General features: G+C 68.0%; 15 protein-coding genes. 7 read left to right on the top strand and 8 right to left on the bottom strand.

Annotated features, from left to right (window positions below):
* Window positions 1-4: 4 nt before the first annotated feature.
* Window positions 5-409 (bottom strand): DUF397 domain-containing protein, encoded by a 405-nt coding sequence (locus NA10_RS13175; RefSeq protein ID WP_245677180.1) that lies wholly within the window; start codon window positions 407-409, stop codon window positions 5-7.
* 7 nt (window positions 410-416) lie between these two features.
* Window positions 417-1,268, bottom strand: coding sequence for a Scr1 family TA system antitoxin-like transcriptional regulator (locus tag NA10_RS13180; protein WP_067567848.1), 852 nt, complete (start codon window positions 1,266-1,268; stop codon window positions 417-419).
* A 90-nt stretch (window positions 1,269-1,358) separates the two neighbouring features.
* On the opposite strand from NA10_RS13180, the gene NA10_RS13185 reads away from it, so the two are divergent.
* Window positions 1,359-1,832, top strand: a complete 474-nt coding sequence (locus NA10_RS13185; protein WP_067567850.1) for a hypothetical protein — start codon at window positions 1,359-1,361, stop codon at window positions 1,830-1,832.
* A gap of 9 nt (window positions 1,833-1,841) precedes the next feature.
* On the opposite strand, the gene NA10_RS13190 is transcribed toward NA10_RS13185, so the two are convergent.
* Complete coding sequence (locus NA10_RS13190) at window positions 1,842-2,342, bottom strand: DUF4190 domain-containing protein (protein WP_067567852.1); 501 nt, start codon at window positions 2,340-2,342, stop codon at window positions 1,842-1,844.
* A 67-nt stretch (window positions 2,343-2,409) separates the two neighbouring features.
* Window positions 2,410-3,189, bottom strand: coding sequence for a pirin family protein (locus NA10_RS13195; protein WP_157556461.1), 780 nt, complete (start codon window positions 3,187-3,189; stop codon window positions 2,410-2,412).
* Window positions 3,190-3,414: 225 nt separating this feature from the next.
* Between NA10_RS13195 and NA10_RS13200 the strand changes: the two genes are divergently transcribed.
* The 3 genes from NA10_RS13200 (at window position 3,415) to NA10_RS13210 (ending at window position 6,871) form a co-directional block, all read left to right on the top strand.
* On the top strand, window positions 3,415-3,885 hold the full coding sequence (locus tag NA10_RS13200) for an NUDIX hydrolase (RefSeq protein ID WP_067567856.1): 471 nt from the start codon (window positions 3,415-3,417) through the stop codon (window positions 3,883-3,885).
* A gap of 71 nt (window positions 3,886-3,956) precedes the next feature.
* Window positions 3,957-5,318 carry an MFS transporter gene (locus NA10_RS13205; protein ID WP_067567885.1) on the top strand — a complete coding sequence of 454 codons (1,362 nt, stop codon included), beginning with the start codon at window positions 3,957-3,959 and terminating at the stop codon, window positions 5,316-5,318.
* A complete protein-coding gene (locus tag NA10_RS13210; protein ID WP_067567858.1) occupies window positions 5,291-6,871 on the top strand; it encodes a glycoside hydrolase family 183 protein in 1,581 nt (526 codons plus the stop codon). The genes NA10_RS13205 and NA10_RS13210 overlap by 28 nt, the downstream gene beginning before the upstream one ends.
* On the opposite strand, the gene NA10_RS13215 is transcribed toward NA10_RS13210, so the two are convergent.
* The 3 genes from NA10_RS13215 to NA10_RS13225 all read right to left on the bottom strand — a co-directional run bounded on the left by NA10_RS13215 (window position 6,859) and on the right by NA10_RS13225 (window position 9,358).
* Entirely contained in the window at window positions 6,859-7,740 is an 882-nt protein-coding gene (locus tag NA10_RS13215; RefSeq protein ID WP_067567860.1) for a 5-oxoprolinase subunit C family protein, read from the bottom strand. The genes NA10_RS13210 and NA10_RS13215 overlap by 13 nt on opposite strands.
* Before the next feature lie 49 nt (window positions 7,741-7,789).
* A complete protein-coding gene (locus NA10_RS13220) occupies window positions 7,790-8,500 on the bottom strand; it encodes a 5-oxoprolinase subunit B family protein (protein ID WP_067567862.1) in 711 nt (236 codons plus the stop codon).
* Window positions 8,501-8,605: 105 nt separating this feature from the next.
* The gene (locus tag NA10_RS13225; RefSeq protein ID WP_067567864.1) at window positions 8,606-9,358 is read right to left on the bottom strand and encodes a LamB/YcsF family protein; all 753 of its coding nucleotides are present in this window, start codon (window positions 9,356-9,358) and stop codon (window positions 8,606-8,608) included.
* 9 nt (window positions 9,359-9,367) lie between these two features.
* Between NA10_RS13225 and NA10_RS13230 the strand changes: the two genes are divergently transcribed.
* On the top strand, window positions 9,368-10,303 hold the full coding sequence (locus NA10_RS13230; RefSeq protein ID WP_245677181.1) for a hypothetical protein: 936 nt from the start codon (window positions 9,368-9,370) through the stop codon (window positions 10,301-10,303).
* A 20-nt stretch (window positions 10,304-10,323) separates the two neighbouring features.
* Here NA10_RS13230 and NA10_RS13235 read toward each other — a convergent pair whose 3' ends face one another.
* Entirely contained in the window at window positions 10,324-11,784 is a 1,461-nt protein-coding gene (locus NA10_RS13235; RefSeq protein ID WP_245677182.1) for a CCA tRNA nucleotidyltransferase, read from the bottom strand.
* Between the two features lie 129 nt (window positions 11,785-11,913).
* Between NA10_RS13235 and NA10_RS13240 the strand changes: the two genes are divergently transcribed.
* Window positions 11,914-12,450 (top strand): NUDIX hydrolase, encoded by a 537-nt coding sequence (locus NA10_RS13240; RefSeq protein WP_067567868.1) that lies wholly within the window; start codon window positions 11,914-11,916, stop codon window positions 12,448-12,450.
* Entirely contained in the window at window positions 12,447-14,981 is a 2,535-nt protein-coding gene (locus NA10_RS13245; protein ID WP_157556463.1) for a DUF6049 family protein, read from the top strand. Before NA10_RS13240 ends, NA10_RS13245 begins: the two co-directional genes overlap by 4 nt.
* The last annotated feature ends 340 nt before the right edge of the window (window positions 14,982-15,321 follow it).

Raw genomic sequence — 15,321 nt, forward strand, 5'->3', positions numbered from 1 at the left:
AAGATCAGGCGGCGAGTGGAATGCGATCGAACTCGCCGTCGCGGACCCCGGCCACAAAGGCCTCCCATTCGCCGGGGGTGTAGACGAGACCGATCTCCCCGGACCGGAGTGTGGTGTATCCGTCCGCGTCGGTGTGCGCGGTCAGGGTGGCTGTGCCGCCGGGATGGTCCCGCAGGATCGTCAGGAAGGACATCCATTCGACTGCGCTGACGGTGATGATGGGCTCATCGAGTGCGCTGTTGGCCGGATTCCGCCGGTACTTGCTGTCACGGATGAACACCGTCGCACCGTCGAATCGGACCTCCACACACTGATTTCCGTTATTCGTGCGGGTCGACGTGAACCAGCCGGTGGATTCCGGTTGATACTTCGCGGTTTCTAACATGGGCAGCATATTACCGTCTCGCATGTGTCTCCTACCCTTGCGAATAACTCTTGATCATGTCCAAAGATTTTGCACGACTGAGAGATTGGTCGAGTGCACGCACGAATGCGAAATCCAGATCGCGAATCAGCTCCGGATCATCCACGGCCCCACCGAAAACCGCGCTCTCCACCCAGCCGAAGGTATGCAGCGCCGCCGAAGTGAAATCCAGCAGATGGAAACTGGAGCCGCCGAGAATCGCGCCGCGGGTGGCGGCGAACGGAATGACCCGCACCGTCACCGAATCCAGTTCGTCCGAGAGTGTCGCCAGGTGTTCCAGTTGTCCCCGAAGGACTTTCGGGCCGCCGATCTGCTGCATGAGCGTGGCCTCGCCGATCACGGCGGTCAGCTCCGGCCGATCGGCGTCGTGCAATCGCCGCTGTCTGTGCATTCGAATCGCCACCAGCTGCTCCACCTGCACCGGGCGGATCATCACATCGGCGCTGATGAGCGCCCGGCTGTACTCCTCGGTCTGCAACAGACCGGGAATGACCAGCGAGTCGTAACTGCGGATGCTCTCCGCGCCGAACTCCATCCCGTAGTAGCGCTGCAACTCCGGTCCGATCAGCGCGGAGGATTTGGCCCACCACCCGCGTTCCTTACTGGCGGTGAGCAATTCGAGGAGTTCGTCGCGCTCCTCCCCCTCCACCTCCAACAGCTCCAGCACCGGGCCGATGGTGGTGGCGGTCAGCACCCTGCGCCCCTTCTCCACATGGGACCAGTTGGCCGGGGTGAAGCCGACCCGTTTGGCGAAGGTCGCCGAATCGAAGCCGCGCTGCTCGCGCAGCTCCCGTAATCGCAGTACCAGTTCCCACCGCGCCACGGTCGGTGATACGGGTGCCATGACTGCTGATGCTACGCCCCCAACTCACCCGCGTGTGACTATTGTCATACCGATTGCGGGAGAATAGGGTCGGTAGCAGGAGGTTCGCCAATGAGCGCGCTGGACCCGTCCTCGTACACCGCCACCCAGGAGGCGCTGGCCCGGTGCCGGCGGTATCGCAAGGAGCACGGCCTCTACGGGATAGTCGACTTCGCGCTGGGCCGAATCATGTTGGAGGTCGGCTCCGTCGGAGCCATCACCATGCCCGCCGACCTGGGTCGCCGGGTCCGCGACCACCTGCTGACGCGGGGCCGCTGCGGTCCGGTCATCAGTCATCCGCGCTCGGGGCGCTGGACCTTCCTGACCGGTCCCACCGACGACTCCTACCTCGACAGCGCGCTCTTCTCCAACCTGTTCCGGGATTGCGCGGCGGTGGCGCTGCCCGGTAGCCACATCGTGCTGCCGTCCCCGGCGGATGAGCACAGCGGGTATCGCGCGTGGATCTGCCCACCCGCCAGCGACTTTCGGCCCGAGCTCGCCGAAGTCGTCAGCGCCACCCGGGAATGCCGTCCGGTCCAGCAGTAGACGGCCGAATCAGGGGGTCGGCGCGGGGGTGAGCGTAATGCTCAATTTGTTCTCCAGGTTGTTCCGGAACTGGTCCTGGCACTGCTGCACCTTGGTCTGATCGCCACCGGCCTTGCTGATGCAGTCCAGCAGATCGTCACCGCCGTTGTCCTTGAACACGATCCAGACGAAGATGCCGATCACGATGCCGCCGATCAGGCTCAATACACCCAGGATCAGACCGGCCACCGCCATACCGAAGCCGCCCGCCGTCCCGCGCCGCGCCTTCCTCATGGCGATCAGGCCGAAAATGGCCGCGAGCACACCGAAGATGACGCCGACGACGGCGAGGACTACGGTGCAATCCAAGAGCACCGCGAGGATTCCGAGCACCAGCGCGGTCACCGCCAGGCCCTTGCCCTTGGGCGACTCCTGCCAATACTGCGGCGGCTGACCACCGGGCGGCGGATAACCGCCGGGCGGGGGCGCGGGATACTCGCCGTAATTACCAGGGGGCGGGTACTGCGACATGGGCGTGGTCCTTCCGTCGTTTGCTGCTCCCGGTATCGCCAACGCTGTGAGCAGGCGTTAACGCATGCTATTGCCCGCCGAGGCGCGCATGCATCTCCCACACCAGGATCTCCGACGGCAGGTTCGCGGTCACCCGTTGACCGCCGCTGCGCGCCATGCGCACGGCATCACCCTCGTAGAGCGTGCCGACCCCCTCCAACTCCACCTCACCGCGGGCTACGAACAGGTGCAGGTAGGGCGACTCCGGTAGTCGCACCTCCGGCGACTCCACCGCACCCGGCATACGGGCCACATGCAGGGCCGAATGACTGCTGCCGATGGCGATGGCGGTGCGATCGCGGTACCGGGGCAGTCCGGAGGCGACGGTCACCAGGCCGCCGCGCGCCAACTCGTCATCCACCTCGAGCTGCTGATAACCCGGATTCGTGCCGGGTTCATCGGGCACCACCCACATCTGCACGAAATGCACCGACTCCTCATGTTCGGGCGCGGTGCTGATCCGCCACGAATCGTTCTTCTCCGAATGCAGAATGCCCGACCCCGCGCTCATCCGCTGCGCCAGACCCGGATAGATCACGCCGTTATGACCCAGTGAATCCTGATGGACGAGGCTGCCATCGAGCACCCAGGTGACGATTTCCATATCGCGATGGGGATGGGTCTCGAAACCCTCACCCGGCAACACGATGTCCTCGTTGTTCACCAGCAAAAGCCCATGATGGGTGTTCTCGGGATCGTAATGTTCCCCGAACGAGAACGAATGCTTCGAATCCAGCCACGCCACACGGGTTTTCATGCGGTCGCCGCCACGATGGACATCGATGTGTGGTGTCGTGAGCGTGGACACCGCCCTACTCCTCTCACCGGCGTGCACCGATCAGAATCCAGGGTAGGGGCACATTCGGCGACCCAGGCTGAATTCCGGGTTAAATTCTAACGTGCGAGCAGCGCCGCCCGTACGCCGCCTACCAGGCAGGACACCAGGGCGCTATTGTTCACACCCTGCCGACGGGGTGCGGTCGGCGACCGTATCATGATGTGCCGCAAGTGAAACCGGAGGGAGAGCAAGGGGATGCGACCCGACGTACTCGCGGGCATCGAACGCGAACTCCGGCAGCAGGCCGACAGCGAGGGGATCACCCACTTCGTCGTGGGGGTGGCCGTTTTCCGTGGGGGAAAACTCCTGGTCGTACGGCGTGTTGCCGATGATTGGCACGGGGGGATGTATGAACTCCCGGGCGGCGGGGTGGAAGCGGGGGAGAGCTTCGCGCAATGCGTGGAGCGCGAACTCTTCGAAGAGACCGGACTGCGCGTACTGCGCATCACCGATGTACTCGGCGGATTCGACTACGCCACCCGCACCAAATCCCGGGTACGCAAATACAGCTTCGTAGTGGAAGCCGAACAGGGGGATGTGCTGCTGGCGCCCGGCGAACACGATCAATTCCAATGGATCGACGCCGACAGTCTGGACAACCTACCCATGGCGGACGATATGCGCGCGGCCGTATTCGCACTCGTCACCACCCACCCCGCCAGGTGAGCGAATCCGGGACCGAACCGATTGCCACAGCGGGGAACACGCCGGATCACGGTCGGCACAAGCTGGACGGTATGCGGCATGGGCTGAATACCTTGCGCACCGCGGTCCGCGAGAGTCCGGGCGCGCTGCGGCTGGCGAATGTGCGATTGGCCGGACAGTTCGGCGACGGCATGTTCCAGGCCGCGCTGTCCGGGGCGATCCTGTTCAATCCGGAGCGCGAAACCGATCCGCTGGCCATCGCGGGCGGCTTCGCCGCGCTGCTGCTGCCGTATTCGATCATCGGGCCGTACGCGGGCGCGCTACTGGACCGCTGGGATCGGCGCACGGTCCTGCTCATCGCGAATATCCTGCGCGGACTGCTGATCGCGGTGACGGCGGTCAGCCTGCTGGGCGGGGTGCGCGAAACACCGCTGCTGCTGCTCGCACTCTCGGTCGTAGGCGTGTCGCGGTTCGTCGGTGCGGGCGTGTCGGCCTCGCTGCCCCGGGTGCTCGCCCAGCAGCGCCTGGTGGCCACCAATTCGATTCTCGCGACCATGGCCGCCGGCTGCGCGATCCTCGGCGCGGGCATCGCCTTCGGCATCATCGCCGTCCTCGGCGCGGGCGATACCGCCTCCGCGGTGGCCATCGCGGTCAGCGCCATCGGATCGGTGGTGGGCGCGCTGGCCGCGGCCGGATTCCGCAGACACGCGCTCGGACCCGATCCGGACGAACCCGGGCGGGCGACGGCCGCCGTCAGTTCGCTGCGGGCCATCGCCGCCGGCCTGCGCTCCGGGGCGACCGCGGCCTGGCATTCGCGCGAGGTCACCACCGCCATGATCGGAATCGGCGCGCACCGGGCGGTATTCGGCGCGGACACCCTGCTCATGGTGCTGGTGCTGCGGCGCGGTTCGGAGACCAGCGGCACCGGCGGGGGCGGGCATCACATCGCCAAATTCAGCGCCGCCATCTCCGCCACCGGGGCGGGCATGCTCGCGGCCGCGGTGGTCGCGCCCATTCTCATTCCGCGCCTGGGCCGTTCGCGCACCGTGGTGGCCGGACTGCTCACCGCCATCGTGGTGCAGCTGACCCTGGTCACGCCCATCACCCTCGCCGACGGGACCGGGGAGCGACGCGCCGAACTCTGCCTGCTGGCGGCGGCCTTCCTGCTCGGACTGGCCGGGCAGACCATCAAGCTCACCGGTGACGCGGCCATGCAGATCGATATCGACGATCTGCACCGCGGCCAGGTATTCGCCCTGCAGGACACCATCTTCAACATCACCTATGTGGGTGCGCTGGCCGGGACCGCGCTCTGGATTCCGGCCGACGGACGCTCACCCGCGGTGGTGATCGCGGCCGCCGGTGTGTACTGCGCGGGCATTGCCGCCATCGCGCTAATATCGGCTCGATCGAGACCGGGAGACATATGGGATTCCGCACCACCGACGGCCTGATCCTGTCCGGCGTTCTCGCCATCGGCGCGATCATGCTGCCCGCCGCGCCCGCCGCCGCTGTCCCGGCCTGGCAACCGCCACCGGTGAACAGCTGCGGTGAAACAGGTTTCGATCCGTTGAAGCGGCAGTCCAATCCCGAGGGCGGCGCACCGCAACCCGATCCGACGATTCGCCTCACGGTGCCGGTACCCGAGATCACCACCGTCGAGGTGCCCGGACCCAAGCCCGACACCACCCGCATCGACCCGGTGGCGCTGCCCGAGGATCCGTGCGCGGCGCCCTGCCCGGACATTCGGGACAATCCCAAGCCGACACTGGAAGCGCCACCGCCGGAGGGCAATCCGACCGGTGCGCCCACCACCACCGGCGCCCCCGGCGGCAGCAATGCCGGGGACGGCCCGCTGCCGCTGCCCAAGATCGAAGTGCGGCCCGAGACCGAACCCATTCCGATCCCGGTCCCCGGCGGCGAACCGCCCGAACCGCAGCCGCTGCCCGCCGCCGATGTGCAACCGCCCGCCGCCGCACCCACCGCGCCGCCCGCCGCCATACCGACGGTGGACTCGGTCGAACTGGTCAACCAGGTCACCGGGCACGGCTCCGTCAATCGCACCGATACCCGCTGGTCCGTCGACGGCACCGACCTCGGACTGATGTGGGAGAACCAGCCCGGCCAGGTCGCCGTCGTCTTCGGCGACACCTTCGGCAAGGGCTGGGAACCCATCGGCGCGGGCACCGGCGATCAGGACTGGCGCAGCAACACCATCGCCTACAGCAGCAATCGCGATCTGTCCCGGGGGCTGCTGCTGGACAACTTCGTCCAGGACACCCGCTGCCACGCCACCGAGATTCTGAACAGCCGCAAGATCCGCAACTACGAGATCACCACCATCCCCACCTCCGGCTTCGCCGTCGGCGACCGGCAGTACCTCAGCTATATGTCGGTCAACCGGTGGAGCAAGATCCCGGGCATGTGGTGGACCAACCACGGCGGTATCGCCTGGTCCGACGACAACGGCCGCACCTGGACCAAATCCCAATGGGCGCGCTGGGACAATATGTTCGGCCTGGGCCGCTTCCAGGTCGCGACCATGGTGCCGCAGGGCGATTACGTCTACACCTTCGGCACACCCAACGGGCGGATGGGCGTCATCGGGCTCGCCCGCGTGCCCAAGGACCAGGTGCTGAACAAGACCGCGTACCAGTACTGGATCAACGGCACCTGGACCGCCGCCGACGGGGCCAACGAATTACTCGCCACCCCACTGGTTTCCGGCACCGCCAGTGAACTGTCCATCCACTACGACCGGGACAGCGGACGCTGGCAGATGGTCTACCTGGATCTGCAACGGCATGCGATCGTGCTGCGCACCGCCGCCGAACCGCAGGGCAGCTGGACCGAACCGGTCGCACTGGTGGATATCGACGACTATCCGACGGCGTACGGCGGCTTCATCCACCCGTGGTCGACCGCGCGGGATCTGTACTTCACCGTCTCGGCGTGGAACAGCTACAACGTGTACCTCATGCACGCCAAGCTGGATCAGGAGAACTGAGAAGTCGACGGCCGGAATCGAATCGCCTGCCCCGGGCGGGCCTGCGCGATCAGATCCACCTCGGCATCGACCACCACCCCGATCACCGGATAGCCGCCGGTGATCGGGTGATCCGCCAGGAACACCACCGGTTGACCGCTCGGCGGCACCTGGATCGAACCGAGAGCCATTCCCTCGGTGGGCAATTCGCCGGAGTATTGATCCGATACCGCGCGCTCCAGGTTCGGGCCGCGGCGACGGTCCAGGCGCGCGCCGATGCGATCGGTCTCCGAGGAGATCAGCCACTCGCCCTCGAAAAGCGCCGCGGGACGGGTGAACCAGTCGTCCCGGGGGCCGGGGACCACCCGCACGGTGAGCAGGCCCGACCCCGGCGGCGGGACCGGCGCCACATCCACGATCGGATACTCGCGCGGCGGCGGGCCCACCGGCAGGACATCACCGGCGCGCAGGGGATCCGGGCCGATCCCCGAAAGCGTGTCGCGACTGCGCGATCCGAGGACCGGCGGCACCGCGATACCACCGCGCACCGCCACATAGCTGCGCAGCCCGGATACGGCGAAACCCAGCCGAAGCCGTTGGCCCTCTTCGATTTCCAGCACGCTGGCCGGACCCACCGGACGACCGTCGACCGCGGCGGGCGCGGCGGCGCCGGTCACCGCGACGGTCAGGTGCTGATCCGCCAGCAGTTCCAGCCCGCCCAGCAACACCTCGATGGCGGCCGCGTCCTCCGGATTACCGACCAGGCGATTGGCCAGGCGCAATGAGGCTCGGTCCGCCGCACCCGCGATGCCGACGCCGGAATCGAACCACCCCGGGCGGCCCAGATCCTGAATGGTGGCCAACGGGCCGACCCGATCGACGCGAATCATCGGCGACCCTCGTTTCGGGTGGCGAGCAGGACCCCGACGATGGCGGGCATCATACGAAACCTGCTTCGACATCGACGAATTGGATCAGGGCGGCGGCGCGGATGAGGGCGGGCGGATCGCGGTCCACATCCCACAGGCGCGCATCGGTGGTGCCGATCAACTGCCAACCGCCCGGACTGCGACGGGGGTACACGGCCGAATAGCCGCCCGCCAGCGCGACCGCGCCCGCCGGGATCGCGGTGCGGGATTGCGATCGGCGCGGAACCGTCAGGCGGCCGTCCGGGGATTCGAGATAACCGAAGCCCGGGGCGAAACCCACGAAGGCGCAACGCCATACGGTCGCGGTGTGCTGGGCGATGACCTCCGCGGGAGTCAGACCGAGCAGGCGCGCCACCTCGGGCAGGTCCTCCCCGTCATAGCGCACCGGAATGCGAATCGGCTCATCGTGAAAACCATTGCCACCCAGCAATTGTTCGGAACGGTCGGCGAATTCCGGCTGCCATCCGGGCAACTCGCGACCACCGACCGCCACCGAGGCATCCGATTCCAGCTGTGCGAGCAGCACATTCAGCCGCTTCCGCAGCGATTCGGCGGCCTCCGGCCCGGACAGGGTGACCAGTACCGTCTCGGCCGCGGGCAGCACATCCACCACGCCTTCCGGTCGCGACCGCAGCGCCGCCACCAACTCGCCGACCAGGGCGTGCGAGGACGGAATCACCAGCAGCGCACGGTCACCCGCCGAACGGATATCGCCGTTCATCACGCACCTGTCCTTTCGCGATGCGGCGGCCCGGTCAGCGCCGCACCCGGTCCGCGCACGGCTGGATCTCGGACGGGACGAACGGGTGTGATCATGACGCGGCCATCAGACGAAGGGCCGCACGGGAATCGCGGCCTCGTCGAGCGCCGCACGGATGCGGCGGGCCATCTCCACGGCGGCGCGGGAGTCGCCGTGCACGCAGATACTGGCCGCGGCGACCGCCACCGTACCGTCCTCGATGGTGACCGCCTTGCCGTCGCGGGCAATCGAAAGCGCCTGGGCCACCGCCTCATCCGGGGCCAGCACGGCACCGGGCAGACCGCGCGGCGCGAGCAGACCCGCCGGGGTATAGGCGCGATCGGCGAAACCCTCACCGTGGAAAGGGGTTCCGGCGGCAAGAGCGGCGGACTCCAGTGCCGTGCCCGCCGGACCGAGCAGAGCCAGGGCCGCATCGAATTCGCGCATGGCGGTGACAATGGCGGTCGCGAGCGCCGGATCCGCCGCGGCCGCGTGATACAGCGCGCCGTGCGGTTTCACATAGCGCACCCGATCACCGGCGGCGCGGGCGAAAGCGTCCAGACTGCCGATCTGGTAGAGCGTCTCGTCCCGGAGCTCATCCGGGACGACCGCCATGGCGCGACGGCCGAAACCGGGCAGATCGCGGTAGCCGATGTGCGCACCGATGCGGACACCCCGCTCGACGGCCAGCGCACAGGTGCGGCGCATGATCGACGGGTCCCCGGCGTGGAAACCGCAGGCGATGTTCGCGCTGGTGACCACGTCCAGCATGGCGGCGTCATCACCCAGCCGATATGCGCCGAAGCCCTCGCCCAGATCGCTGTTCAGGTCCACGGTCATGTCCCGATTGTGGTCGCGCCCGCGCCCGCCCACAACAATCCGACCGGATTGCTCGTGACCCGGGTCACCTTCGGCACACTGGTCATGTCGGCGCCGGGCAGTAGGCTCGAAGCAATCATGGCCACGTATTTCGATCCGAAGGCCTGGTCACCGCTGCGCGCCGTGGACCTGGGGATGGATCTCGGGAAACGCCTGTTCGACCAGAGCTGGGTCGACCAGTGGACCAGCTTCACCACCTCCTGGCTGGATCCCGTCGCCGACTTCGGGGCCGGAGCCGTCACCGCGCTCATGCCCGATGTGCTCATGACACTGCTGTCGGAGGGGATCCTGAGCCGCTTCGGCGGGCAGGAGGTCAATGCCACCTTCCTCGGCCACGACCTGACCGCCACCCTGCACACGCTCAAGGTGCGGCGGCGCGGAGCGCATTTCCAAACCAAAACCATTGTCACCGGGGTGCATTGGGACAACCATCGGATCGAGGAGCTGACCGTCATCGCGCACGGGGTGCGGCTGGTGCCCGGGGTGCCCACCCGGGTGCGGGCGGCGCAGCTCGATATCACCGGGGTGATCTCGCGGGCCGCGCTGCTGGGATGGGTCAATACCTGGCAGCCGGATTGGGAACTCGAACCCGCGGCGGACGGACTGATTCTGGCGCGGCACAAGCGAAGACGGGTGCGGGCGCTCGTCGATGCCGAGATCACCGACAATCTGCTCACCATCACCGTGCACAGTGCGCACTGGCGCGGGGTACGGGCGCCCAGAAGATTGACCGCGTTGCCGCCGATTCCGCTGTCCGGCTTACCGAATCAGGCGCGGATCAGCAGCACCCACCGGGCGGGGGAGTACGTCTGCTTCGCGGCGGACCTACCCGGGTTGACGGGATCCTTCGATCTGGCGCAGATCCGTTCGGCGATCGTCGCCGGGACGACGCTGATCGTCTTCTGAGACAAGACATTCCCTGGGGGCTACTTTGTGCCCTGCCACCATTCGAGCAGGGCCGCCTCGGCTTCCTCGCGAGGAAGGGGGCCGCGGTCCAGGCGCAGCTCCTTCAGGAACTTCCAGGCCCTGCCCACGTCCGGGCCGGGCTTGATGTCGAGCAGTTCCATAATGGCGTTGCCGTCCAGGTCCGGGCGCACGCGCGCGAGATCCTCCTGCTCCGCGAGCTTTTCGATGCGGACCTCGAGATCGTCGTAGGTGGAGCGGAGCAGCGCGGCGCGGCGCTTGTTGCGGGTGGTGCAGTCCGCGCGGACCAGTTTGTGCAGGCGGGGCAGCAGTTCCGCGCCGTCGGTGACGTAGCGGCGCACCGCGGAATCGGTCCACTGGCCCTTGCCGTAACCGTGGAAGCGCAGGTGCAGGTAGACCAGACGCGCCACATCCTCGGTGAACTGTTTGGGATACTTCAAGGCGCGCATACGCTTTCGCACCATCTTCGCGCCCACCACCTCGTGATGGTGGAAGCTCACCCCGCCGCCCGGTTCGTTCTTCTTGGTGGGCGGTTTACCGATATCGTGCAGCAGCGCGGCCCAGCGCAGCACCAGATCCGGATCGCCCTCCTCCTGATCGATGGCCTGGCGCAGCACGGTCAGCGAATGTTCGTAGACGTCCTTGTGCTGGTGATGCTCGTCGATCTCCAGCTTCATGGCGGGCACCTCGGGCAGCACCCGCTCGGCCAGCCCGGTCTCCACCATGACGTCGATGCCCTCGGTGGGGTGTTCGCCGCCGATCAGCTTGTCCAGTTCGGCGTGCACCCGCTCGGCGGTGATGCGATCGATCTCCGCCGCCATGGCCACGATCGCCTCGCGCACCCGCGGTGCGAGCCGGAAACCCAACTGCGAGACGAACCGCGCGCCGCGCAGCATGCGCAGCGGATCGTCATTGAACGAATCCCGCGGCAGCGCAGGGGTATCCAGCACACCCTCGAGCAGATCCGCCATACCGTCCAGCGGATCCACGAACTCGAGTTCGCCGAGCGCGCCGATCCGCACCGCCATGGCGTTCACCCGGAAATCGCGCCGCACCAGATCGGCCTCGAGGGTGTCGCCGAAGGTGACCTCCGGATTGCGCGACACTCGGTCGTAGGAGTCGGCGCGGAAGGTGGTGATCTCCAACTGCTGTCCGGCCTTGGACGCGCTCACCGTACCGAAGGCCAGGCCGCCGGTATCCCACAGATTGTCGGCCCAGCCGCGCATCAACTCCTGCACGACCTCGGGCCGGGCATCGGTGGTGAAATCCAGATCGGTGCCGAGGCGGCCGAGCACGGCGTCGCGCACGGTGCCGCCCACCAGATAGAGCTCATGACCGTGCGCGGCGAACAATTCGCCCAGCGGGGTCAGGACATCGGAGAGCCGTCCCACCGTGATCGCCGCCGAGGCCAGCAATCGGGTACGGCGATCCACGGCTGCTTCCTCGGACTGCTGCGAAACCACGAATACGCAGCTTAATGGAGTGCGCAAATCACCTGCCACGGCATTACCCGGCCCTGGCGATTGCGCGCGATTCCCGCGGCACCCCTGCGGTGCGCCGGTCTGGGCCACGCACCCCTATACACTGGCGCAGTGTCTCCGGCCGATCGCGCGAACAGTCGACGCCGCCAGCCCCGGCGCCGTGGTTCGGCCGGTAATGCGGCGAAACCTCGCATGCGCACGGTCCGGGAAACCTCCGCGGGCGGACTCGTCGTGGACGGCCTGGACGGCCCGCGCGAGAAACGCTGCGCCGCACTGATCGGACGCACCGATCGCCGCGGCAGACTGCTCTGGTCACTGCCCAAGGGTCATATCGAAGAGGGCGAGACCGCCGAGCAGACCGCCATCCGCGAGGTCGCCGAGGAGACCGGCATCAATGGCAGCGTGGTCGCCGAACTCGGCAGCATCGACTACTGGTTCGTCACCGAGGGCCGGCGGGTACACAAGACCGTGCACCACTATCTGATGCGCTTCCTCGACGGCGAACTCTCCGATGCCGACGTCGAAGTCACCAAGGTGGCCTGGGTTCCCTTGAGCGAACTCGATTCCCGGCTCGCCTACGCTGACGAACGGAGGCTGGCCGAGGTCGCGAACCGGCTGATCGACCGGATGGAGAACGGCAGACAATGACGCGTGCGGGGTCTGGGCGTCCTGGGCAAGACACCGCGGGGGCGCTGCACCGCTGGATCCTGTCGCTCGTCGCGGTGGTGCTGGCCGTGCTCACCGCGTGTCCGCCATGGGCGGCCGCCGAGCCGACCGGGAGCGGCAACGGCGAATCCACCGGGCCGAAATTCCTGAAGCTGTCGCTGGATTCGGTGACGCCCACCGCCATCACCAGCACCAGCGATCCGTATTTCGTGGTCTCGGGCACGGTCACCAATATCGGCGACCGGCAGGTCGACGATGTCAGCGTGCGCATTCAGCGCGGGGGCGCGGTCACCAGTCCCAGCGGACTGCGCTCCGCGCTGCGACTGGATCAGAGCAACTACGACATCACCGGTGAATTCCAGGATGTCGCAGACCAATTGACGCCCGGCCAGCGAAAGCAGTTCAGCCTCACCGTCGCCCTGCATTCGGCGGCCGAACTGCCCAGTGGCATATCGGCTCTCGATATCACCGCACCCGGGATCTACCCGCTGCTGCTGAACGTGAACGGCGAACCCGCCTACGGCGGCCAGGCCCGGCTCGACGACGCCCGCTTCCTGCTGCCCGTGCTCGGCGTCCCGCTCACCGCCGCCGATCCGCGCAAACATGAGGCCGCACCGCCGATTCCGGCCGTCCCCGACGCGCCGCCGGTCGCCACCACCATGCTGTGGCCGCTCGCCGACCGCCCGCGCCTGGTCGCGGGCAAGCCCGGCACCGTCGAGGGCGAGGCGCTGCTCACCGATGACGATCTGGCCGCCTCGCTCACCCAGGGCGGCCGCCTCGACCAGCTGCTGTCGGCGCTCGAGACCGCGCTCAAACCCGACGGCGGCGGGGACAAGAACCTGAACGCCTCACTGTGCCTGGCCGTCGATCCGGACCTGCTGCTCACCGTCTCCGATATGAAGGACGGCTACCGGGTGCTGGCCAGTCCGTCCGATCCGGACGGCAGCACCCGCGCGGGCACCGGCGACCACGCCGCCAAGGCGTGGCTGGACCGGCTCAAATCCCTCGCCCCCACCATGTGCGTGGTCGCGCTGCCGTTCGCACAGGTCGATCCGGAGGCGCTCGCCGCCACCGGCGACATCACCCTGGCGGACCGCGCGCTCAACGCGCCCGCCGATCTGATCGACCAGCTGCTGTCGGTGAAATCGGTGCGCGGCGTGGCCCTGCCCGATGCGGGCAGCATCGACAACGAGGGCGCGGAGCTGCTCGCGCACCACGGATACAACACCGCGATCCTGGCCGACAACGCCGTGACGCCCGCGGACGGCCGCGCCAATATCTCCAGCGCCAAGAGCCCGCCCCCGCCGAGCGATGCGGTCAACCCGGATCTGGTGCGACTGGGCGGGCTCACCCTGCCCGCGCCCGGCGGCGGCGACCCCGCCCCGGGCGCACCCGAACTGCGCGCCGCCACCTTCGACATCTGGTCCGCGACCGCGCTGGCCGCCGTCGGCTCGCATCCGCCGACCCCGCCGTTCACCCCGGACAAGGTGCGCTACGACCTCACCAACGACTCCCGCGCCGCCCGGCTGCAGGACGCGCTCGGGGCGGTGACCTGGACCGCGCTCAATCCGCAGCCCGGCCGCCCGCGCTCGGCGCTGCTCATGCCGCCGCAGCAGTGGGGTCCCAATCGCGATGAGGCCACCGCGCTGCTCGGCCAACTCGACCTGATGTACCGCGCCAATCTCGCCACGCCCCGCTCACTCACCGATCTGCTTGCGCAGCAGGCGGATCCGCAGCCCTACGATCTGGACTATCTGCCCACCGCGGCCGCCGAGGCGGTCCCGGAGCATTTCGTCGAACCGGTCCGGCAGCAGGCGCACGACATCACCGAACTGATGAGCGCCCTGGTCGAACTGCCCCAGCAGGAGCTCGGCCCGCGCACCTTCCTGACCCCGCTGCGCGACGACCTGATCCGCGCGCTCACGCTGTCGGACCGGCGCGCCGGATCCGCCGCGGCCGATACCAACGCGCAGCGCCGCATCGATCAGACCACCCGCACCGTCGGCGATCTGTTCCACTCGGTGACCGTGCTGCCGCCCGGCGGCGTCTACACCCTCGCCTCGGAGCAGAGTCCGCTGCTGCTGGTCGCCCGCAATGACCTGCCCGTCGCGGTCCGGATCAAATTCCGGATCGACGCGCCCGCCGAGACCAATATCACCGATATCGGCGAACAGGTGCTGCCCGCCAAGGGCACCCGCTCGTTCCAGATTCCGACCGAGGTCTCCGACAGTCGAAACCTGGTGATACCCATCGCGCTTACCACACCCGATGGCGTGCCACTCGGCAATGCCGTATCGGTTTCGGTGCGCTCCAACGCCTACGGTCGAGTGTTGGCAATAATTACCGCGAGTGTCGGTGCGCTGTTGCTCCTGCTCGTCGCCCGCCGACTCTGGCACCGCTTCCGCGGTCAGTCCGATCCGGCGGACAAGGGATTCGACTCCGAGACCCGGCGCCGAGTGAACAGGTTCCGGCGGGCGCGCAAGCGTGAACTGCGAGACAAGGAGGCACGGTGAGCGAGTACGGCGGACCACGCTCGACCGGCCGACCCGATGGACAGGACGGGCCGCCACCGCGCACGCCCGGCCGCGGTGACGGCCCGGACGCTCCCGCACCGCGGCGCGCGCCCTCCGCACCCTGGGAACGAGGCGTACCGCAGCAGCGCGGCTCCCGTCCGGGACCGCCGAGCCCGGGACCGCGGGTGGGAAATCCTTCCTCGCAGGGCATTCCGACCGTCATGCCCGGCCGGCCGCAAGGTCAACCGTCCGGTCCGCCGCCGGTGCGTGGACCGCGCACCGGCGAATCCGGACCCATCATGGCGCGCCCGCCCGGCCCGCCACCCCGCCCGCAGGGCCA

This window comes from Nocardia acidivorans NBRC 108247 (assembly GCF_001625085.1).
GTDB classification, from domain to species: Bacteria; Actinomycetota; Actinomycetes; order Mycobacteriales; family Mycobacteriaceae; genus Nocardia; species Nocardia acidivorans.

Excerpts from the sequence above, each read along its gene's own strand:
- NA10_RS13245 (WP_157556463.1), top strand. The coding sequence starts at position 12,447 with ATGACGCGTGCGGGGTCTGGGCGTCCTGGGCAAGACACCGCGGGGGCG.
- NA10_RS13210 (WP_067567858.1), top strand. The coding sequence starts at position 5,291 with ATGGGATTCCGCACCACCGACGGCCTGATCCTGTCCGGCGTTCTCGCC.
- NA10_RS13220 (WP_067567862.1), bottom strand. The coding sequence starts at position 8,500 with ATGAACGGCGATATCCGTTCGGCGGGTGACCGTGCGCTGCTGGTGATT.
- NA10_RS13180 (WP_067567848.1), bottom strand. The coding sequence starts at position 1,268 with ATGGCACCCGTATCACCGACCGTGGCGCGGTGGGAACTGGTACTGCGA.
- NA10_RS13190 (WP_067567852.1), bottom strand. The coding sequence starts at position 2,342 with ATGTCGCAGTACCCGCCCCCTGGTAATTACGGCGAGTATCCCGCGCCC.
- NA10_RS13205 (WP_067567885.1), top strand. The coding sequence starts at position 3,957 with ATGCGGCATGGGCTGAATACCTTGCGCACCGCGGTCCGCGAGAGTCCG.
- NA10_RS13185 (WP_067567850.1), top strand. The coding sequence starts at position 1,359 with ATGAGCGCGCTGGACCCGTCCTCGTACACCGCCACCCAGGAGGCGCTG.
- NA10_RS13215 (WP_067567860.1), bottom strand. The coding sequence starts at position 7,740 with ATGATTCGCGTCGATCGGGTCGGCCCGTTGGCCACCATTCAGGATCTG.
- NA10_RS13225 (WP_067567864.1), bottom strand. The coding sequence starts at position 9,358 with ATGACCGTGGACCTGAACAGCGATCTGGGCGAGGGCTTCGGCGCATAT.
- NA10_RS13200 (WP_067567856.1), top strand. The coding sequence starts at position 3,415 with ATGCGACCCGACGTACTCGCGGGCATCGAACGCGAACTCCGGCAGCAG.
- NA10_RS13175 (WP_245677180.1), bottom strand. The coding sequence starts at position 409 with ATGCGAGACGGTAATATGCTGCCCATGTTAGAAACCGCGAAGTATCAA.